Source organism: Legionella worsleiensis, from assembly GCF_001467535.1.
GTDB lineage: Bacteria > Pseudomonadota > Gammaproteobacteria > Legionellales > Legionellaceae > Legionella > Legionella worsleiensis.
In genome coordinates this window covers 80,799-100,613 of the sequence record NZ_LNZC01000003.1, presented here as the reverse complement: position 1 = coordinate 100,613, position 19,815 = coordinate 80,799, and the positions used below count along the sequence as shown (strand labels likewise).

Below are 19,815 nucleotides of genomic sequence, written 5' to 3'. Positions count from 1 at the left end.
TCCTTTTCTGTTTGTAATATTCCAGCGTCTTTAATTTACCGCAATACGACAGCAAGCAAAAGGCAATTTTAAACAAGAACAGGAAACCTGCGGCAAAACTACGGGCAAATAGCTGATGAAATACCAGCGAAACATAAAAAAGAGTAACACCACAGGTCATCCTGAACGCAGCGAGGGATGACCTGTGGTGTTACAAAAAAGAAAGAAACAACTACGGATAAAATACTACAGCACCGCTTGGCTTAAAGTTTCCCGAGCCAAGGTCAAACGCCGTTCAACCTCACCCAACTCAGCGTGCAAAGCCAAAATGGCCGCTGTATCGCCGCTTCGCTTCAAGTGCTCCAGCGAACGAGCCATGGCTTGTTGTTGTTGGGTCAAAACATGAATATCCTGCTCCAGACTTTGAATCCACTGTTGGCGAGTGCTTAACATTTTTACGCCAAAAGAGGCCTGTTGCTCCGGCTTTATTTTTCGGCTTTTTATTTGGCATAGGGAAACCAGCACATTAATTTTCTGTTTAATACGCTCCGCCAAAAACAAAGCGCTGCGTTCATTTTTTTGTTGAGACAAGGCCTGGATGTCGGCTTGAATTTCTTTAACACATTCAGCACCTGTCAATTCAAACCCGACTTTAAATAAACCGCGAGGCAAATTGCTAGTGGAAATAAACGAATTAAGTGTACTGATTTTCCATTCCAACTCAGGAAGCCGTGAACTCAACTCGTTTAATAATTCATCTACGTGGTTCATAGGTTGGCTGGCTTAAGCTGTGACTTCTGCATCTACAGCGTGTTTTTTTCCCCAGGAACTGATAAAAGGCGGTGCACACATTAAGAATAAACCAATAATCAAAGTCAATTCATAACGAGCAGTACTCCCTACATTAATCCCTTCAGGAGGAATAAAACTCACTGCCAGCGTGGTCAGAACGCCGATGATGCCAATTCCCGAAACAAACGATAACCCCATCATTCCGCCAGGAATTTTGAAAGGACGATGATGATTAGGCTGACTGATTCGCAATTTGATTGCAGCGATAAACATAATAAGATACATCAACATGTACAGTTGCGCTGCCAGCGCCGTCAACAACCAGTAAGATCCATTAACGCTGGGCATAAATAAAAACAAAGCGGACAAAACGGTGACTATCAGAGCTTGCGCAATCAACATAACCGCTGGGGCTCCTCTGCTGTTCGTGCGCTGAAATAATTCAGGTAAATTGCCATCCTCAGCAGCAACGAGCAGCCCTTTGGTCGGAGCAATAATCCAGTTACTCACGCCCCCAAGGCCACCCAAAACGAGCATGACCGCTACTACAGGCATCATCCAGCTCATGTTATATCGTGAAAAAAACGCCTCAAATGCCTGCATAATCCCTGCAACCAGATTAATATCTTTTCCGGGCAGCACCACCGCTATTGCCAAAGAACCAAGGATTAAGGTACTTAAAATAATTCCTACAGAATAAACCAAGGCTTTAGGAAAGGCATGTTGAGGATTATTTACGTCATTGGCATGTACAGTGGCAATTTCTATTCCACAAAAAGACATGATTATCGCTGTTAAAGAAACCCACATTGATTTATCAGCCAAGTGAGGAACAATACTGGGCATATCGAAGTTAATTTGTAGCGGGTTCCCCTGAGTGATCCATACAACACCAAGACCAATAATAAGTGACATGGGTAATAGCAATCCAGCAAGAGAGCAGAAACTGCTGAACATTGCAGAAGATTTCATGCCTCTTAAGTTAAGTACCGTAGCACCCCAAAAACAGGTGACAATGACGGCCCAAAGAAAAGAAGGATTACTGGTGAGGGCAGGATTAATTAAATAACCAATAGTTCCCGCAACAAAGGACAAAATAGTAGGATACCAAATAACATTTTCTATCCATTGCAACCATATGGCTAGAAAACCGGTTTTTTTGCCAAAAGCTTCTTTAACCCAAACATAAATACCGCCCTGCTTTGCCCAGCCGGAAGCCAATTCTGCGGACACCAGAGCCGTAGGAATCAAAAAAAATACAGCGCCCAACAGAAAATAAAAAATTAACTGGCTGCCAAACAAGGCAGTAGCAGGTAAATTTCGGATGCTGTCTACCGAACCAACGGTAATCATGGTCAAACTAAAAATGGTAAGTGAGTGCTTTTTATTGCTCATTGCATTCCTTCATTGCAGCTTATTTGGCATCAAAAGCTTATTATACAAAACCAAGCTTAAGGAAACCTTAATAATCGCATAAAAAATAAACAAAACCCAGCCCCAAATCGGCCAGAAAATTAAGTGTTACGCAACATGAATCAGATGTACAGCTCATGAATGGTTTCAGCACCAAAGTTCAGGCTTAAACGCAGATAACGCAGTTTCATAAGCCAAGTTGGTGATCTAAAAATCATCATAGCAGTTTTTTCACTGAAACAGAATCGGCTAAAGCCCCAATTTCAGAGCTGTCCCGTTAAAAAGGAGCACCATCTCACACAAAACAAGGAGTGCCTGAGATAGTGATCACACTCCACGCCAGAAATGACACCGACTGCTCATTAATGCTTGAACCTACACGATTCATGGGCTTAGTCATCACCATAAGGGCTGAAAAAAATTCACCCACCCTAAGTATGCTGCATGGAAACGCTTGACTGAATTTCATCTTGATTACCAGAATAATGCATAGAGACAGGATTAACAGCGTTTTTTTTAAAAAAATACACCTCTGACTGTGAGACTGAGCTGGGCTTCTGAATTGGTGCACATAGGCTTAATGCCCGGGTATTTGTTTTTTTCTCGAGCAGTTTAATAGCAAGATGATGATTATTTTTGTACGCATGATCAAGGGCATTCAACCCTTTTCTATCTCTTAGGGTTACAGAAGCCCCATGTGCCAAGAGTAAACGAAAAACTGCATGATAGTATGTCGTATTTGATGCCCTACATGCATACATTAAAGGCGTCCGCCCTTTACTGTCGACTGAGTTAATCGCAATTCCCTTTATACGCAACAAATCTTCCATAATGGCAAAGCCACTGTACTCGCATGCCAAATGAAGCAAGGTAACCTTGTTACATGCGATGACGGTATTAATCCTGTGAGCAATTAAAGGGAGCATCATTTTGAAAATATTATACCTGTTTAACTGCAGAGCAATCGCTATAGGGCAATTGCTGGTTAAGTATTTTTTAGCTAAAACAGGCCATTTCAATCTTAGGCATTGATGAACGGCATACATGTCACCCTGAAAAACAGCCAAGCCCAAAAAATAAACACGCTGTTCAAAAGACCATTTATGGCGAAAAGGAAATAGCGGAGGAACGGAAGTAGATAACTGTACAGTCAACCCGGATGAACTGTCTGATCCAATAAAATCAAGACTAAACGCTACTCGGTTTCCCGTAAGGTATTGAGAACTGGCTTGAAAAAACTCATCAACAAGTTGGCAGGTGTCTAATTCGAAATAGGGGTTTTGGGTGTCTTGTTCGTATAACTGGTTAATATCCATAAATTGCCACCGACGCCCTAACCGCTTAAATCCCATAGAATGGCCAATGGTATTGATAAGTACTGCCGTATTTTCACTTAAACCGCAGTGCACCAGGCGAGTAATATAGTCCATCATTTCCTGTCTGCCATTAAAAGCACACGTTTTATAAAAGACTCGTTTGACAGTTGAATGCTTGCCTCTAATGCGATTGATAATAGCATCTACGTCAGGCTGCTTGACCCGCTTGCCATAGTCTATTATGTACGATTCAGGATCCTGCGCCTTAGATATTTTGAGACATAATTCGGGTAAGGAAGAAATCAGTAATTCCTCTTCGGAAATAGAATCGCCAATCCTCTTTTTGTGAGCGATCCTGTCCAAAACCTGAGGTAAATCAAAATGATGAAGCCCTAACAAATGCAGCTTCCTGTAAAAAAGCGCTTCATTTCCTTCAGCTACAGCAAGAGCCCAGTTTAGCGTGAAGCCATAACACACTCCCGCATAATCCCTACGCAAAAGCTTTAATAGCAACGCAGCCAGATCATTATGACTTAAGGACTTGGAATGATGAGATTTGGATGAACGCTCATCCTCAGGATGAAGTAATAGAGCAATTATCTTCGTTAAAAACGTCAACTGCATGCGCAACAATAGGTAAAAAACAAGCAACATCGTTCAACTCAACAATTACTCTTATGGGATGCTCTGAGTATACCGCAGGGATTTAATTAACGAGTAAGAAAAAAATGGAACCAACCAGTAACCAGTCTGCCGCATCCCCAAAAAAGAAAGGAATCTTAAGGGTAAGCACTGAACCGTATTCGAGAGCGTTTACTACTTACTCGATACAGTCCAGGCTTCTGCTAATACTTTATTATCTGGTTCGGCAAGAACGTTGCGACTCATCTGAATCGACAGGTTCCTGATTCGCTCTCTCCATAGAACGAGTACCCAGCTTTGAACTTGTTGTCAAACGAGCAAAAGGAGCAGAATGATGCTGGACTTCTTCGGTCTGAGCAGAGGACTGGGATGCATCCGGTTTAGCCGGAAATAAAATGGCCTTAAGAGTATTTATGTTGGTGTCTCTTCGATCCCGTTCTTCGGTTTGTTTTAATTCAGTGGCACGCTCTTGCTCATCCTTTAAAGCCGCAGCGCTTGAATCAGAGGCGCTCATCATGAGGCTTCCGGCTAGCCCGCCAGTAACTCCGCCAACAATTACGCCAAGAGTAACACCTAGAAACACTGCAAGTGGCCCACCAAAAACCAAACCGCCAACCAAAGCACCGGTTAATATACCTAAAGCAATAGCCAAAATTACTGAACCAGCAATTATTGCAGCGCGAGCAATATCCACATTTTTTCTGCTTAACTGGATATCAATAGATACGGTGTTCACATGATATCCAGACTGAAAATTGGCTTTTGCTATTTTGGCTTTAAATTCCTCGGCTGTTTCATTTTTATACCATACCAAGGGTATATTTAAAAGATTCAAGGACTGATGCTCTGAGGATAGCTTACCCAGGTTCTTAAACTCGGGGTCTGCCTGATATATCACGGGAATGATAGGTAGTGTTGAATTGAAATTGTTAATTTTCAAAAATTGCTCAATCTGCGCACACAGTTGTGGTGAAGTTGTATCAAACTCATCTGCCGGGAAGCAGACAACAATTCCTGCTGGCTGGGTATGAGATGGGGAACTGGATTCCTGCGCAAAAGACACTGGTGTAACCGACAATTCACTGTTGATCGATTGGAAAACCTCGACTACCTCTTCGGCGTTTTCATGATTTAAAACAAATAATTCAGACATAATTTTTTTCTCCAAAAAAACGGTTAAACAGCTAAAACCCCAACAGCAGGATCATGTTCACCAGCTGCATGAGTTATTTCACTCAACATGTTCATTAATCCAATTCCGGCAAGCACAACCAGAGCTGGAACCAGCAAAATAATTGCCGCAATCATACACGTCCCTGATAGTAACCACAGTCCTAAAGTACCTAAATCCTGTTTTTTAACCTCCCAATACCCCTTCGTTGGCGTAAAAATAAAACTCATACCTCGTGTTCTGGAACGAAACTGCGCACAGTCGTCCTCCTTATTTTCCTCATAGACCACCAAGGGATCCATCAAGCGCAAAGGCCTTGGGGCAAGTGGTTTATCAGGGGTTCTATCCAAAGTCATACTGATGTTATTCTTGGTTTCAGCCTGCTTCAAAAATACTGTGTCAGCAGTTGCCATGGTCACGTGATCCGAGGTCATGCACATCAAAAACATACCGTCCAGAGTTGTATCACCGTGAATGCAACGTTTTTCAACGATCAAGGTATAACCGTAAAGAATTTGCACACCAATCATCTCCAGCTGCGTGTGCCGGTCATTCCATTTAGCCAGGGTTACAAATCCGCAACTATCGGGAGCAAGAGGCGTAATTGTTTGAGCAAACTGATGAAATTCAAGAAAGGCACCGCCCCCGGTCTTAACTTGCTCTTCAGCGTAATCTGTATCGTAATGATAGGTCACCGCACAATACTCATCGTCTATATGCAACTGCTCTGCGGTTATTTGAAAAGGCTTATCATTAGGAACCAGGCGGGCTTTAAAAGGGGATAAATCAAGGCCTACAGGGTTAAAAGACTTAAGCTTAATGTCTTCTACGCCCGCAATTTCCAAAATCCCGGAATTAGGAAACAAATTACCGCCAAAAACTGAAGAGCTTGGGTATTCAGCCATTTTGGCGCTGATTGTTTCCTTGTCAAAACCACTAAACCATTGTGCGTTTACTCGGGTTATCGCATCATTCGGAACCGCTTGGACGGGATTAGGTGTGGACGTACCCTGTTCATCAAGAGGATGTTGCGTGAATCGAGGTATGAAATTAGCGCCTATGTCTATGGTATACCGATACAGGTCGGAACGGTCTAAATCACCAAAATAATCAGCAGGACCAACCATACCCGCTCCAGGCCGCCCTCTGACTGCAACGAGATTGTTCATTTTTTCTTCAGAAAGCCAGGCATACTTACGTCTACCCCAAGGTCCGGTGTGTTGTGGCAAATACTGTGCATACAAAGGGTCATGGACTCTACACGCCAACGTCCCTGCTTCCCCTTTTAAACACAATAAATCGGGGGGTGAGCCTTTTTGAGCGTTCCTGGCATCATTTTTTGCAGCTTTGCTTTCAAAAAACGTAAAATTATTGGACATCAATTGGGTTCTTGTGCAATGTAAACGCCTTGATTGTACATAAATAAAGCACGGAGATCAAACCTTTTTAATACATAGTGTACAGGCAAAAACAGTCTGAATCGTTTTAAGACGAGCATACATACGACTGGGAAATGATGCAAAAAGGCATCTTTCCTTGGCCACCTGACTGGCAAGGCAGCTGCACCTGTTTAATACCCCCCCCCTCTTAGTCACAGAGGAATGTGAGAGGGTATAAACATACGCCAGGCGATTCTGTTAAATCAGCAGGTTTTTTTGTCATGAACTCAGGTCTATGCTATAGTTTCATTTTTTTGCGAGTGCTTGATTATTATGTTTGATAATTTAACCGAACGGTTGACCCGAACCTTTAAAAACCTGCGCGGACAGGGCCGATTAACTGAAGAAAATATTCAACAGGCTCTGCGTGAAGTCAGGTTATCGCTCATAGAAGCCGATGTGGCCTTACCGGTTATTAAAGAGTTTATCGAACAAGTAAAAGAAAAAGCGCTGGGCCAGGAGGTTATGGCCAGTTTAAATCCTGATCAGGCGTTTATAAAAACGGTACATGATGAACTGATTCATATCATGGGCGATGAGCGTGCCGAGCTTGATTTTAAAACCCAACCTCCCGCAGTATTCCTCATGGCAGGTTTGCAAGGCTCAGGTAAAACAACCAGCTCCGCCAAACTGGCTCGTTATTTAAAAGATACCGAAAACAAAAAAGTCATGCTGGTGAGTGTTGACGTCTACAGACCGGCCGCAATCGAGCAGCTCAAAGTTCTTGCCGAACAGGTTGGCGTTGCATTTTTTGCTGCTGAGGCTAACGAACAACCTATAGCCATTGCGCAAAAAGCATTAGATACGGCAAAAAAACAGTACATGGACGTGGTTATTATCGACACGGCCGGACGTCTGCACGTTGATGCAGAAATGATGGCTGAAATCAAAGGATTACACCAATCAGTCAAGCCAATTGAAACCTTGTTTGTTGTAGACAGCATGACGGGGCAAGACGCAGCAAACACGGCAAAAGCGTTCCATGAAGCACTGCCATTGACCGGTGTTATTTTAACCAAAACAGACGGTGACGCCCGAGGTGGGGCTGCGCTTTCAGTAAGGCAAATTACCGGGCAACCCATCAAGTTTATCGGGAGTGGGGAAAAAGTTGAAGCCTTGGAACCCTTTCATCCAGAGCGTATCGCCTCACGAATACTGGGTATGGGAGATATCCTGACTTTAATCGAGGAAGTCGAACGCAAAACAGACAAACAGGCCAGTGAAAAGCTGGCCAAAAAATTAAAAAAAGGCAAAGGATTTGATTTAGAAGATTTTAAACAGCAACTGCTGCAAATGAATAATATGGGCGGAATATCCGGGATGATGAGCAAGTTGCCAGGTATGGGGCAAATGCCTCAGCAGGCGTTACAACAGGTCAATGATAAAGCAATGGCACAAACTGTCGCCATTATCAATTCAATGACCCCCAAAGAAAGACGAATTCCTAAAATAATTGTCGGATCGCGAAAAAAACGCATCGCTCTGGGATCTGGAACGCAGATTCAAGATGTGAATCGTTTACTGAAACAATTTGAACAAATGCAAAAAATGATGAAGAAATTTTCCAAACCTGGCGGGATGCAAAAAATGATGCGAGGTTTAGGAGGAATGGCTGGAATCAAAGATATGTTTCCAGGTGATTTAAAGTAATTGTTTTTATTCCATTATTAATGACTGATGAATTGCAAACACCTTAAATTGTATTCATTCTCAGACAAAAATAATGGGTCAAAAAATAAATTAAAAGAATTACTTCCCATGTTGAGTTAATTTTCGTACAATACTCGGCATTTTTATGTAACCACTCTAAAGTAGAGGAAAACAATGGTCGTTATACGTTTATCACGAGGCGGCGCCAAAAAGCGTCCTTTTTATCACATGGTAGTAACTGACAGCCGCAAACGTCGCGATGGTAACTGCATTGAGCGTATTGGTTATTTCAACCCAGTAGCACGAGGACAAGAAGTTCGCCTGCATGTTGAAATGGAAAAACTGGCTCATTGGCAGAGTGTTGGCGCACAATTATCTGATCGTGTCAGCGCATTGATCAAAGAATTTAAAAAGAAATCTGAAACAGCTGCTTAATAAAGTGAATAATCAGGCAAACTGGGTTGTATTAGGTCGATTTGGCCGCTCTCATGGTATTAAAGGTTTTGTTACGGTTCACTCCTTCACAGAACCTCGAGATAATATTCTGAGATATACCGACTGGCATGCCTTTTTAAACCATCAGTGGCAACCGGTAAAGCTATTAAGCATTGAAGTACACAATAAAGCAATAATAGCGCAGGTAGACGGTTATCCTGATCGTGAGCTGGTTTCTCGGTTGACCAATTGCAATATTGCCGTTCAAAAAGATCAGCTTGCTGAATTGGAGCCTGGTGAATACTACTGGCACCAACTGATAGGCATGACCGTAATCAATCAACAAGGGGTTACTCTTGGCATGGTGACTGAGGTCTTGCCCACGGGTTCTAATGATGTGTTGGTAGTTCAAGGTGAAAAAAGGCATTTGATACCTTATTTGCCAGGGCAATTTGTAATGGATATTGATGACACCCAACAGGTTATTGCTGTTGATTGGGATGCGGATTTTTAAGTGGTTTTGCATCTGGGCGTAATCAGCCTGATTCCAGAAATAATGGATGGATTAAAATACGGGGTTACCGGCAGGGCAATAGAACAGGATCTGGTACATATTGCGCACTGGAATCCACGTGATTGGTCCTCCAGGCCCTACAGGCAGGTAGATGATAAGCCTTACGGTGGCGGACCAGGAATGGTCATGATGTACGAGCCGCTCCATGCGGCACTTGTGCATGCTAAAAGTCAGATGCCAAGTCATTGTAAAACGGTTTATTTGAGCCCTCAAGGCAAAGTAATCCGTCAGGCAGACCTGAACCAGGTAGCAAATGACAAGCAACCCTTGCTGTTTATCGCAGGGAGATATGAAGGAATTGATGAGCGCATCATCAGTCATCATGTTGATGAAGAATGGTCTCTCGGGGATTTTGTATTAAGTGGCGGTGAACTTGCCGCCATGGTGTTTATTGATGCCATAATTCGCTTGATACCCGGTAGCCTGGGACATGTGGGTTCGGCAGAGCAAGATTCATTTATGAATGGATTACTTGACTGCCCTCACTACACCAGACCTGCAACCGTTGACGGTATGGAGGTACCGCCAGTTTTACTGGGGGGTAATCATCGGGATATAGAGCGATGGCGTAGAAAACAATCCTTGGGGAAGACGTGGCTTAAACGCCCAGATTTACTGGAACACATGCAGTTGAACGAAACAGACATACAGCTGCTTGCCGAGTTTCAGAAAGAGCACTGTTTAATACCTAAGTAAAGGTAGAAAACACGCAGTTTTCAGAGCATCCATGAACAGATGCTGAATAGTTATAAATGCGAACACGGTGATTCCTGTTGAGGAGAAACCAATTTTAGGAGTAGTCCATGACTAATATTATTGACCAATTGAATGCTGAGCAAATGCAAGGCAAGGAAATTCCTGAGTTTAATCCAGGTGACACTGTTCTTGTTCAAGTTAAAGTAATTGAAGGTACTCGTGAACGGTTACAGGCTTTTGAAGGCATTGTAATTGCCAAGAGAAATCGTGGCTTAAACTCTGCGTTTACTGTTCGCAAAATTTCTCACAACGTGGGTGTTGAGCGTGTATTCCAAACCTATAGCCCAATTGTTGACAGCATCACTGTTAAACGTCGTGGTGATGTTCGCCGTGCAAAATTATACTATCTGCGTAATTTGGCAGGTCGTGCTGCTCGTATCAAAGAAAAATTAACAGCCAAAAAAGGCGATTAATTCTTGAATTCAATGCTCATCCTGTCTATTTTTTCTACCCCTTGGGGCAGACTTGAAGTAGCACACGATGAGCATTTTATTTTTAACTCTTCGTTTACGCAAAAATCAGAAACGACTCCCAATAGCGGTTTGGCTCATGTCATTAAAGACGAACTTGAAGCCTACAAGCACAATCCGCATCACCGATTTCAACTGCAATTAAAACCCAAAGGCAGTCCCTACCAATTGAACGTTTGGAACGAGCTGCTGGTCATTCCAGTAGGTCGCACATTAACTTATGGGGAATTAGCCCTTAAACTGCAAACCAGTCCCAGAGCTATTGGGCAGGCGTGTAAGCGCAATCCATTGGCATTGTTTATTCCCTGCCATCGTGTTGTTGGCAAAGATAATCTTGGCGGATATATGGGAAATCCAGCCTCCATTTCTTACAAAGAGCGCTTGCTGGCGCATGAAAAAGACCGATAAAAAAAATCACATTTTAGCCGATTTATCCAATGTCTCATCGGTGATACTGGGTAAGGTGCTTGGTTGCAGAATACTAAAAAACATTAACCCATAAGAAACAGCCATTTTCCATAAATTGGCGATAGAGGTGCCGGTAGACAGTGCATTAAGGTATTCTTCTTCAAAAGGAGCGGGATTCATTTCCCATAACCGTGCAACATACACCCCAATTTCTTCTTTAACTTGCTCTGTATATTCGGTTTGTTCTTTTAAATACTGTGCCAGACGCTTGATCAAGCTTAACCGTGATGGGTGTAACTGGTCGTTTGCAATTTGAGCGTGTTCGAGAACGGTAATGTACTCATCGGTTAAATAGCGTGGTTGAGTCATCGCATTAATTTGCTCATAAGTACCAATGACTAAATCTTTATCTAATGATTCTTTGTAACGCTGCAAGCGCCTGTTTTCTAATTCCAACTGTTCTGCAAAGTAGCATCCATCCAAAGCATCACCTTGCTCTCTTATCAATAGCGTAATATCCCGGGCAGTTACAGGTTCAGATTTTATAAGATTACGTTGCAAATTAGTACTCTGATAAACCATGCAGCTGGTCAAACTAATAGATAAAGAGGTGAATGCATAGGCCAACTCAGCTCTGATTGGGTTGGTATCTAAATCATAAACTGCAGTCAACAACGCCATGTGACGAATGTCCTCCTCGCAAAACCCATGATTTAACCACTCAAAGATGATCAAATTTATTGCTTCATCAGCGCCAATAGGATGGTCTTGCGTAGCATAATGCTGAACAATAAATTGCGGCCATTCTAAAAAACGCAAATAATGACCGTGTCGAAGTGCCTGAAGATAATCATGACTGGATGAAAGCATATTTACAGACCTTTTGATTCACCTTGTTCAATATATATCATTAAAATCAATAAAAATCTTGTGAAACATCATGTCTACCCCCCTCCCTCCTTGAGTTTGATATTTAACCTATACTTAAGTTAATAAATACAAATCGCCATTGGAGAAAAACATGAAGAATAAGGGATGTGTTTTTTTATTGTTATCAGTACTACCACTTAGTAGCGCATTCGCTTATTGCGATTTAACTCAATTTCGTTGGGATTGTGACTTACCGGTGCAAGTGAAATCCAAGCCCGGCGCAACCTCATTAGTCTATTGCGGCTCATCTTACGGGTATATTACAAAGCAGCAATACGATACCTTGGCACGCTACCAACGAGCCAGCGTCAATATGGTTTTAGAGATCAACGGCGAATACGTGGATAGTCCTTGCGAAGGAGCTGAGCGTTAGTCTTTGAGTGGAACATCTCTATCAAAAAGTATATAGCACGCATTGGAGGGTTATGGGTATAATCCTGTAACCAATCTCTCATTAATCTGCTTATGATCATCGAAATCGACGGTATTTCTATAGAAGTTTCCAAAAAGCCAATTAAACATATGAATCTTAAAATTTATCCCCCCGAAGGTTTGGTGAAAGTAAGCGCTCCATTAAGTTTTAGCGACCGTTTAATCAAACAGCATCTCCAGGAAAAAAGTAAATGGATTCAGATGCAGCGTGAACAAATGCGCAAGCGCTCAGCTTATCAGGAAGAGATCTTGGAAACAGGCGCAACAATTGCGTTTAAAGGAACAAACTATTTATTGGTCATTAAAGAACATCATGGCCCCAGTGCTGTAAGACTTGATGGCGAATTGTTGTTTTTATACAGCCAACCCCAAACAACACCTACTCAAAAACAAATGGTTCTTGATAAATGGTATAGAAAAGAGATGGAAGCACTCATTCCCAAATTGCTAAACCATTGGGAAGCCATTATCCAGGTACAAACAGCTGAATGGGGTATAAAAAAAATGAAAACCCGTTGGGGCTCTTGTAATACCCGAGCTCGCCGAATTTGGTTAAATCTGAATTTAATAAAAAAACCATTGGTTTGTCTTGAATACGTCCTGGTTCATGAACTGGTTCATTTGCATGAAGCAAGCCATAACTCACGTTTTTACCGGCTGATGACCCAATTTATGCCCGAATGGCGCCAATACCAGTACATGCTCGAAGGAACAATTTCCAGAAAATAATCCTGATGGAACAAAACAGCCCCCATACCAAACAATAAAGCACTGAACAAATAGGTGCCAGTGTCCAATGTTAATGGTGCCCGTATTCGTTCCGTGCTCTATTGTCCAGTACAGAGCAAAACAACCAGGGCAAACGCATCCAAACGTATCATCTAAGACCAAGATGCCTACGTTCTGCGCTTTATGCGCAGAATCCAGATCTTTGCCTGCACTAAGATCGCATAGATCCTGCGCATAAAGCGCAGGACGTAGGCAAAAGAGTGGAGATTTATGTTCATAATTTAGATGCGTTTACCCTGCAAAACAACCAGCAGGGCTTGCAAGAATTTTAAGTTGGCGTACAATCCGCCTCACAATCTGTAGCTGAGATAAATTCGTGCTTGATCCTGAATTAATAAGTCATAACATCAGTGTTCAAGGATATCACCTCATTGATGAATTCATTGCCCCGGAACACTATAAAGCATTAATCGCTTATTGTGAAAATCTGCAACAACAAGGGCTGTTTCGTAACGCTCGAATCGGGCATACAAACGAAACTCATCACAATAACGCCATCAGAACCGATGCCATATGCTGGCTGGAAGAACAAACAATAGAACCTTGCGTTCAGACCTATTTAAAACGAACTAATGAACTGGCGTGTCTATTAAACCGCACCCTCTTCTTAGGTCTGACTGAATTTGAAACACATTTTGCCGTCTATCAGCCCGGAACATATTACAAAAAACATATAGACCAGTTTGCCACCAAAAAAACACGCAAAATTTCGTGTGTTTATTATTTAAATGAAGCCTGGCAAGAAGAATTCGGCGGAGAATTGATTTTGTATTCCAAAGAAAACCATATTCTGCAAAAAGTATCGCCTAAGGGTAACCGCTTCATTTGTTTTGATAGTGAATTACCCCATGAGGTCTGCCTAACCCATCATACTCGCTACAGTATTACCGGATGGATGAAGACAGCTCCAACGAATCCACTTTGGGTTAGCCCTTTATATTCTGCCCAGGCTTAATGGGCGAAATTTTAGGAAAGAGAAGGCCAATCGGTATACCCTTTTGCCCCATTGCCATACCATGTCTCTCTTGGCGCCTCGACTAATTTGGCGCCTGTTTTCAATCGTGCAACCAAGTCTGGATTGGCAATAAACGGCCGGCCAAAACAAATCAAGTCAGCCAGATTGTTAGCTCGAGCGCTTAAAGCCAATTCCAGGTCATAGCCATTATTAGCCATATAAATTCCCTTATAAAGTGCACGTAATGCAGCGAAACTGAAATTATCGGGGATGTTACGAGGACCTATGGTTTCACCCTCAACACAATGAATATAGGACAAACCAAAATGGTTTAATTGTTGCACCACATAAGAAAAAGTTTCCATAGGTGTGCTGTCATCAATATCATTTGCATGACTGACTGGTGACAACCTGATCCCTACTCGCTCTGCTGGCCATACACCAGTCAAGGCCTCGACTACCTCAAGTAATAGACGAGCTCTATTTTCGATACTGCCACCATAACCATCGGTGCGTTTATTGGTTTTATCACTTAAAAATTGTTCCAGCAAATAACCATTCGCCGCATGAATTTCTATTCCATCAAAACCTGCTTTTTGAGCACAGCGTGCCGCATGGACATACTGTTCGATAATTCCGGGCAATTCATCAAGTGCCAATGCTCGAGGGGTGACAAAATCCTTAAATCCTGTTTCAGTAAATGCTTTTCCCAAAGGCTTAATTGCTGACGGAGCCACAGGAAACTGATTATCCGGTTGTAAATCAGGGTGAGAAATGCGCCCCACATGCCACAATTGCGCAAAGATCAAACCGCCTTGTTGATGAACCGCTTCAGTAACCAATTTCCAACCCGCTGTTTGCTGTTCTGAATAAATACCAGGCGTAAAAGCATATCCCTTCCCCTGAGGCGAAATTTGCGTTGCTTCAGAAATAATTAAACCTGCAGAGGCTCTTTGAGCATAGTATTCAGCGTTCATGGCTCCCTGAACATCACCCACTCCTGCACGACTACGAGTCAAAGGCGCCATAACAATTCGATTTGCCAAAGTAAGGGAACCGAGTTGCATGGGTAAAAATAAATCCGTATCCGTTTTGTCCTTTGCTCTCACACCGTCCTCCTTTATAGTGTTAATACTTCAGTATAAATAACTCTTGGGCGAGTTGACAAATTCCCCCCCCGCCTGCGTGCCTCGGCTTGTGCCAGGCATCCAAGAGCTGCTCAAATTAAAAATTCAGCTAAATTAAACCTATTAATCCGTTGATTAAAAAGGGTAGACTCATAATATAACGACCCTGAAACCAAGTATAAAACGAGTTTGGAATGACGAGACTTATGCTCCATGATGCGCTTTGGTGGAGGCTAAAAGGTATCATGCTACAACATAGGTTTTATGACAAGCCTACTCTTCGTTTAATCGGATCAACATCTGATGTGTTCAAACAGTTTGGGGAGCACAAAGATAAATTAATACCAAGGTTTACAAAAAATATAACGTAAACTTATTGAGTTTTAAGAGTAGCTGATATTAAATGAATCCCATCAGATTCCAAGGATCAGGATTGAACCATGCCATTAAGTGCGGAATTTTTAAATGCGTTTGAAGAGTTCGTAAACAATTACCAGGCAACGGGCGGCAGCTCCATACTTGGGTCTTTTGGATGGAAAAAGCAACAAAATCATAGCGGGATATGCGACTACCTGAGGGGAATATTAAAAACTTGTAAAAAAAACAAGGGTTCATTTCACGATACCAGCATTATAGAAAGTCTAACCATTCCAATTAATCTCTCAGCCAAAACCAATCCTTATTTACTCTCTTGCTGGAATGATTTTTTAAGTACCTACAATACGGCAAAGCTTGCCTATACCCCAATTAGTGCCATGAATACTCATTCGCCCGTGCACATCAAGATAGCGCCAGAGGGCAAATCTTCAGAACCAATAATAAGGGATTTGCGCAAGGCTTTGGACTCAACCCAGCAAGCTCAAAAATACGCACAGGTGGCTTATGATTTGGAACTGGAATCATTGAAAAGACAAAATGCTGAATTAAAAAAAGAAAACCTTCAACTTGCAGCAGAAAATCATGATTTAAGGGAACGAATTCTTAATGAACAGACATTTAGAGAACTCCAACCGCAAATTATAACCGCCAGGAGGGAATTGGCCTCTTTCGCGGATTTACTTGGCCTCATTCATGATCTGATCCAGGCAAAGCCAGAAAGTCTGGAGCACAGAGCGCATACACACGATTCCGAAATTACAAATGAAACACCGCCAGTTCTGCAAGCGCCCCCTGTACAACTCGATAGGCAAGATCAGGAATCAGAACTGAAGCAACCCAATAGCTCAAAAGCTGAACCATCGCCTCAAATTTGCGATATGCCAGCATCTTCCTCGGAACACGAAACACAACCAGCACTTGTGGAACCTCAGGTACCAAATAGCGAAGATACCTCATTGGCTATCCTCAGAATGCCTCCGCCACCGCCATCGTTAACATCCAGTACTCCGCCAAAACCTGGCCGGATATTCAACGGTGAAGGGTTTTTCAAAGAATTACAAGCGGAATTGGCGAAAAGAAATAACCCAATAAAAAATGCCTCCGCAGCGAGCAGTTCTCCAGTCTCCCATGAAAAAAAAAGCATACCGATGCTCCCTTGAAGAAGGCCTTACTGGACGCATTAGCCAGCCGCAGACAACAACTGAATCATTCTGCATCAGGTTCTGATTCTGAATCAGATTCCTGGGCTGCGGCTTTTAATTAATCCGCTATGCTTCACGCCATCAATACAGTTCTTCATACAAAAAAATGAAATGAAAGACCGCTGTCATATCCTGATAATCATGTATAATCACTTTTTTATCTCATCAAATGACTTATGCTTGCCCTAGACATTCAACAACTTTCTAAAACCTATGCCAACGGTGTTCAGGCGGTTAAAAGTATTGATCTCACCGTTAATACCGGCGATTTCTTTGCCTTGTTAGGCGCTAATGGCGCTGGCAAATCAACAACTATAGGCTTGATTACTACTTTAGTGAGTAAAACCTCGGGCAGCATTAAAATTCATGGTTATGATTTGGATAAAGAACCAGAACTCGCTAAATCATGCCTTGGGCTGGTTCCGCAAGAAGTCAATCTGAATATATTTGAAAATCCTGTCCAGATATTATTAAGTCAGGCAGGCTATTATGGAATTACACGAAAAGAAGCGTTGCCCAGAGCGGAATCATTGCTCCAGCAATTAGGGCTTTGGGATAAAAAAGAATCCATAGTGCGTCAACTGTCAGGCGGTATGAAACGGCGTTTAATGATAGCCCGGGCTTTAATTCATCAACCCAAAGTACTCATACTTGATGAACCCACAGCAGGTGTGGATATAGAAATTCGCAGAAGTATGTGGGAATTCTTAACCCGAACCAACGCTGAGGGAACAACAATCATTCTGACGACCCATTATCTCGAAGAAGCAGAGCAATTATGTAAAAACATTGCCATCATAGACAAAGGAATGATTATAAAAAATACCTCAATGAAAGCATTATTACAAACATTGCACCACCAGACCTTTATCTTTAATACGGTAACACCTATTGATACTCTACCGGATATCCCCTCGTTTAAAACAACATTAATTGATGCCAATTCTTTTGAACTAAGAGTTGATAACACATTCACATTAAATGAAGTATTTAATACGCTCAGCCAGCATGGCATTGTAGTCCATAGCTTGCGCAACAAAACCAACCGTCTGGAAGAGCTTTTTATGGATCTCATTAAAAATGGTCATTAAACAACAGCTTATTGCACTTTATACCTTGGTAAGACGTGAACTAGTACGTATGTTTCGTATTGCCAGCCAGGTTTTCTTACCTCCGGTTATAACAACCACACTTTATTTTCTCATCTTTGGCAGCCTGATAGGCGGGAGAATTGGTTCCATTCAAGGCATAAGTTATCCCATGTTTATTGCTCCTGGCCTCATCATGATGTCAGTCATTGTCAATGCCTATGGCAACGTCTCGTCCTCCTTGTTCAGTGTGCGATTTCAGAAAAGTATAGAAGAAATGCTCATTAGCCCTATGCACAACGGGCTGTTACTATTGGGTTATGTTCTGGGTGGCGTATGCCGGGGGTTAATCGTTGCGATTCTGGTCTTCCTTATTTCCAGCTTTTTCCTGACTATAGAAATGAATCACCTGCCCATGACTTTGTTTGTCGTTCTATTGGTTTCTGCGGTATTTTCACTTGCGGGCTTCACAAATGCTATGGTTGCTCGAAACTTTGATGACATTATGATAATTCCTACCTTTGTACTGACTCCTCTCACCTATCTGGGCGGTGTTTTCTATAGTATCGATATGTTGCCTTCATTCTGGCAACACATTTCCTATCTTAACCCTATTTTATATATGGTTAACGCACTAAGGCACGCCATGATAGGCCAGGAAGAAGTCAATATGACTCTAGCAATGATTATCATCTGTTCCATGTTGGTACTGTTAACGGTAATCAATTTAATCTTGCTTAAAAAAGGCGTTGGCTTACGTGAATAAGTAGCGATGATTCAAATGCAGCAATAATCCAAAGCACAAGGCGTTTAAAGAATTAATGAATGGGCATAGAAACCTATCTACTTTCGTTTAAATCCCAAAGCGGCCAGGCGTTGCTCCACTGATGGATGGGTTGAAAAAGCGCTGCTTAATGATTTAACGGGATCTATGTGGGATGGATCGAACAAATAAGATGCTTGTCTTACCTGCTCATGAGGTGTATCACCGTATGCTTTGGCGTATTGGTCGGCGTTTTGTTCATGGTCCTGGCTTATTTTTAATAACGCCCTGGCCATAGGTTCATTATCACGCATCAGCTCAACACAACCTGCATCAGCCATGTATTCTCTGGTACGGCTTAAAAACAAGGTTAATAGAACCGTAATAATAGGTAAAACATAGCGCAGTATAATAATAACCATTAATAATCTGTTGTCTTCTCTTTTATCACGTCGATAAACAACGGAGTAAAACAAAATATCAATCACGATCAATAAAATATTACTGAGCACGGCCACCATCAAGGTCAGTTTAATATCATGATGACGGATATGACTCAATTCATGCGCCATAACCGCCTGCAGCTCTGCTCGATCCAGTTTTTCCATTAAACCTCGGGTTATAGCGACCATAGCTGATTTTTCGCTGTAGCCACTGGCAAAGGCATTCATATAATCTGCCTCAATGATAAATACTTTAGGCATGAACTGTAATCCTGAGGCTACCTTCATTTCTTCAACCACATGATACAGTTGCTTTTCCTGGATGGTTTGCGCACTCTCAGGGGTAATTTCCTTATATTCTGTTCCCAGAAGCATAATCCTGTCATATAACGCATAGGTAATAAGCAAAGATACCGCAGCAAAGCCCAGCATGAGCAGTGTAGCAATAGGCACCACCTTCAAGGTGATCAACGCCCAAAAGCTCTGCTCCAGAGTAATCCGAGGATACATGGATTGAAGAACAAAAATATCGGCAATAAATCCAATCAGCAAATAAACCAGAAAAAAAAGCGCAATAACCCGATGAGTCTTGCGCTCATTCTGTTTTAACTGCGTTCGCCAATCTCCAGCCGTAGCATGGTAATCCGCTATACTCATTGTCTA

The 19,815-nt window shown here is 42.2% G+C and carries 20 protein-coding genes and 1 pseudogene; 13 read left to right on the top strand and 8 right to left on the bottom strand.

What is annotated here, in order from left to right; genetic code table 11:
• Positions 1 to 225: 225 nt before the first annotated feature.
• From priC to Lwor_RS02360, 5 genes are all read right to left on the bottom strand, one after another.
• Positions 226 to 750 (bottom strand): primosomal replication protein PriC, encoded by a 525-nt coding sequence (gene priC, locus Lwor_RS02380; protein ID WP_058492300.1) that lies wholly within the window; start codon positions 748 to 750, stop codon positions 226 to 228.
• A 12-nt stretch (positions 751 to 762) separates the two neighbouring features.
• Positions 763 to 2,166 carry an APC family permease gene (locus Lwor_RS02375; RefSeq protein ID WP_058492299.1) on the bottom strand — a complete coding sequence of 468 codons (1,404 nt, stop codon included), beginning with the start codon at positions 2,164 to 2,166 and terminating at the stop codon, positions 763 to 765.
• Positions 2,167 to 2,615: 449 nt separating this feature from the next.
• Positions 2,616 to 4,154 (bottom strand): ankyrin repeat domain-containing protein, encoded by a 1,539-nt coding sequence (locus Lwor_RS02370; RefSeq protein ID WP_058492298.1) that lies wholly within the window; start codon positions 4,152 to 4,154, stop codon positions 2,616 to 2,618.
• A gap of 202 nt (positions 4,155 to 4,356) precedes the next feature.
• Positions 4,357 to 5,295, bottom strand: coding sequence for a hypothetical protein (locus Lwor_RS02365; RefSeq protein WP_058492297.1), 939 nt, complete (start codon positions 5,293 to 5,295; stop codon positions 4,357 to 4,359).
• A 23-nt stretch (positions 5,296 to 5,318) separates the two neighbouring features.
• Positions 5,319 to 6,692, bottom strand: a complete 1,374-nt coding sequence (locus Lwor_RS02360; RefSeq protein ID WP_058492296.1) for a hypothetical protein — start codon at positions 6,690 to 6,692, stop codon at positions 5,319 to 5,321.
• Positions 6,693 to 7,025: 333 nt separating this feature from the next.
• Here Lwor_RS02360 and ffh point away from each other — a divergent pair, with 333 nt between their 5' ends.
• From ffh to Lwor_RS02330, 6 genes are all read left to right on the top strand, one after another.
• Positions 7,026 to 8,402 (top strand): signal recognition particle protein, encoded by a 1,377-nt coding sequence (gene ffh / locus Lwor_RS02355; protein WP_058492295.1) that lies wholly within the window; start codon positions 7,026 to 7,028, stop codon positions 8,400 to 8,402.
• A gap of 174 nt (positions 8,403 to 8,576) precedes the next feature.
• Positions 8,577 to 8,837 carry a 30S ribosomal protein S16 gene (gene rpsP, locus Lwor_RS02350; RefSeq protein ID WP_058492294.1) on the top strand — a complete coding sequence of 87 codons (261 nt, stop codon included), beginning with the start codon at positions 8,577 to 8,579 and terminating at the stop codon, positions 8,835 to 8,837.
• Between the two features lie 4 nt (positions 8,838 to 8,841).
• Complete coding sequence (gene rimM, locus Lwor_RS02345; RefSeq protein ID WP_058492293.1) at positions 8,842 to 9,351, top strand: ribosome maturation factor RimM; 510 nt, start codon at positions 8,842 to 8,844, stop codon at positions 9,349 to 9,351.
• Positions 9,352 to 10,107, top strand: coding sequence for a tRNA (guanosine(37)-N1)-methyltransferase TrmD (gene trmD, locus Lwor_RS02340; protein WP_058492292.1), 756 nt, complete (start codon positions 9,352 to 9,354; stop codon positions 10,105 to 10,107). It begins immediately after the preceding gene.
• A 107-nt stretch (positions 10,108 to 10,214) separates the two neighbouring features.
• Complete coding sequence (rplS, locus tag Lwor_RS02335; RefSeq protein WP_058492291.1) at positions 10,215 to 10,580, top strand: 50S ribosomal protein L19; 366 nt, start codon at positions 10,215 to 10,217, stop codon at positions 10,578 to 10,580.
• Positions 10,581 to 10,592: 12 nt separating this feature from the next.
• Positions 10,593 to 11,045: a methylated-DNA--[protein]-cysteine S-methyltransferase gene (locus tag Lwor_RS02330; protein WP_058492290.1), complete on the top strand. Its 453-nt coding sequence runs from the start codon at positions 10,593 to 10,595 to the stop codon at positions 11,043 to 11,045.
• Between the two features lie 6 nt (positions 11,046 to 11,051).
• Here Lwor_RS02330 and Lwor_RS02325 read toward each other — a convergent pair whose 3' ends face one another.
• Positions 11,052 to 11,915 (bottom strand): helical bundle domain-containing protein, encoded by an 864-nt coding sequence (locus Lwor_RS02325; protein WP_058492289.1) that lies wholly within the window; start codon positions 11,913 to 11,915, stop codon positions 11,052 to 11,054.
• A gap of 151 nt (positions 11,916 to 12,066) precedes the next feature.
• Here Lwor_RS02325 and Lwor_RS02320 point away from each other — a divergent pair, with 151 nt between their 5' ends.
• The 3 genes from Lwor_RS02320 (at position 12,067) to Lwor_RS02310 (ending at position 14,151) form a co-directional block, all read left to right on the top strand.
• The gene (locus Lwor_RS02320; RefSeq protein WP_058492288.1) at positions 12,067 to 12,348 is read left to right on the top strand and encodes a hypothetical protein; all 282 of its coding nucleotides are present in this window, start codon (positions 12,067 to 12,069) and stop codon (positions 12,346 to 12,348) included.
• A gap of 92 nt (positions 12,349 to 12,440) precedes the next feature.
• Positions 12,441 to 13,136 carry a M48 family metallopeptidase gene (locus Lwor_RS02315; RefSeq protein ID WP_058492287.1) on the top strand — a complete coding sequence of 232 codons (696 nt, stop codon included), beginning with the start codon at positions 12,441 to 12,443 and terminating at the stop codon, positions 13,134 to 13,136.
• Positions 13,137 to 13,512: 376 nt separating this feature from the next.
• Positions 13,513 to 14,151, top strand: coding sequence for a 2OG-Fe(II) oxygenase (locus Lwor_RS02310; protein ID WP_058492286.1), 639 nt, complete (start codon positions 13,513 to 13,515; stop codon positions 14,149 to 14,151).
• Between the two features lie 11 nt (positions 14,152 to 14,162).
• Here Lwor_RS02310 and Lwor_RS02305 read toward each other — a convergent pair whose 3' ends face one another.
• Complete coding sequence (locus Lwor_RS02305; protein ID WP_274519223.1) at positions 14,163 to 15,260, bottom strand: alkene reductase; 1,098 nt, start codon at positions 15,258 to 15,260, stop codon at positions 14,163 to 14,165.
• Positions 15,261 to 15,472: 212 nt separating this feature from the next.
• Here Lwor_RS02305 and Lwor_RS14045 point away from each other — a divergent pair.
• From Lwor_RS14045 to Lwor_RS02290, 4 genes and pseudogenes are all read left to right on the top strand, one after another.
• Positions 15,473 to 15,568 (top strand): annotated as a pseudogene (locus Lwor_RS14045) (IS5/IS1182 family transposase); the annotation flags it as partial.
• 150 nt (positions 15,569 to 15,718) lie between these two features.
• Complete coding sequence (locus Lwor_RS02300) at positions 15,719 to 16,816, top strand: coiled-coil domain-containing protein (protein WP_058492285.1); 1,098 nt, start codon at positions 15,719 to 15,721, stop codon at positions 16,814 to 16,816.
• A 218-nt stretch (positions 16,817 to 17,034) separates the two neighbouring features.
• Positions 17,035 to 17,949, top strand: coding sequence for an ABC transporter ATP-binding protein (locus Lwor_RS02295; protein ID WP_058492284.1), 915 nt, complete (start codon positions 17,035 to 17,037; stop codon positions 17,947 to 17,949).
• Positions 17,939 to 18,712 (top strand): ABC transporter permease, encoded by a 774-nt coding sequence (locus Lwor_RS02290; protein ID WP_058492283.1) that lies wholly within the window; start codon positions 17,939 to 17,941, stop codon positions 18,710 to 18,712. Before Lwor_RS02295 ends, Lwor_RS02290 begins: the two co-directional genes overlap by 11 nt.
• A 77-nt stretch (positions 18,713 to 18,789) precedes the next feature.
• Here the strand turns inward: Lwor_RS02290 and htpX are convergent, their stop codons facing one another.
• Positions 18,790 to 19,809, bottom strand: coding sequence for a zinc metalloprotease HtpX (gene htpX / locus Lwor_RS02285; protein ID WP_058492282.1), 1,020 nt, complete (start codon positions 19,807 to 19,809; stop codon positions 18,790 to 18,792).
• Positions 19,810 to 19,815 lie beyond the last annotated feature (6 nt).

Coding starts and splice junctions, on each gene's coding strand:
- Lwor_RS02300 (WP_058492285.1), top strand. CDS start 15,719: ATGCCATTAAGTGCGGAATTTTTAAATGCGTTTGAAGAGTTCGTAAAC.
- Lwor_RS02290 (WP_058492283.1), top strand. CDS start 17,939: ATGGTCATTAAACAACAGCTTATTGCACTTTATACCTTGGTAAGACGT.
- Lwor_RS02295 (WP_058492284.1), top strand. CDS start 17,035: ATGCTTGCCCTAGACATTCAACAACTTTCTAAAACCTATGCCAACGGT.
- rpsP (WP_058492294.1), top strand. CDS start 8,577: ATGGTCGTTATACGTTTATCACGAGGCGGCGCCAAAAAGCGTCCTTTT.
- htpX (WP_058492282.1), bottom strand. CDS start 19,809: ATGAGTATAGCGGATTACCATGCTACGGCTGGAGATTGGCGAACGCAG.
- Lwor_RS02325 (WP_058492289.1), bottom strand. CDS start 11,915: ATGCTTTCATCCAGTCATGATTATCTTCAGGCACTTCGACACGGTCAT.
- Lwor_RS02370 (WP_058492298.1), bottom strand. CDS start 4,154: ATGTTGCTTGTTTTTTACCTATTGTTGCGCATGCAGTTGACGTTTTTA.
- rplS (WP_058492291.1), top strand. CDS start 10,215: ATGACTAATATTATTGACCAATTGAATGCTGAGCAAATGCAAGGCAAG.
- Lwor_RS02360 (WP_058492296.1), bottom strand. CDS start 6,692: ATGTCCAATAATTTTACGTTTTTTGAAAGCAAAGCTGCAAAAAATGAT.
- Lwor_RS02315 (WP_058492287.1), top strand. CDS start 12,441: ATGATCATCGAAATCGACGGTATTTCTATAGAAGTTTCCAAAAAGCCA.
- Lwor_RS02365 (WP_058492297.1), bottom strand. CDS start 5,295: ATGTCTGAATTATTTGTTTTAAATCATGAAAACGCCGAAGAGGTAGTC.
- Lwor_RS02330 (WP_058492290.1), top strand. CDS start 10,593: ATGCTCATCCTGTCTATTTTTTCTACCCCTTGGGGCAGACTTGAAGTA.
- priC (WP_058492300.1), bottom strand. CDS start 750: ATGAACCACGTAGATGAATTATTAAACGAGTTGAGTTCACGGCTTCCT.
- Lwor_RS02320 (WP_058492288.1), top strand. CDS start 12,067: ATGAAGAATAAGGGATGTGTTTTTTTATTGTTATCAGTACTACCACTT.
- ffh (WP_058492295.1), top strand. CDS start 7,026: ATGTTTGATAATTTAACCGAACGGTTGACCCGAACCTTTAAAAACCTG.
- Lwor_RS02375 (WP_058492299.1), bottom strand. CDS start 2,166: ATGAGCAATAAAAAGCACTCACTTACCATTTTTAGTTTGACCATGATT.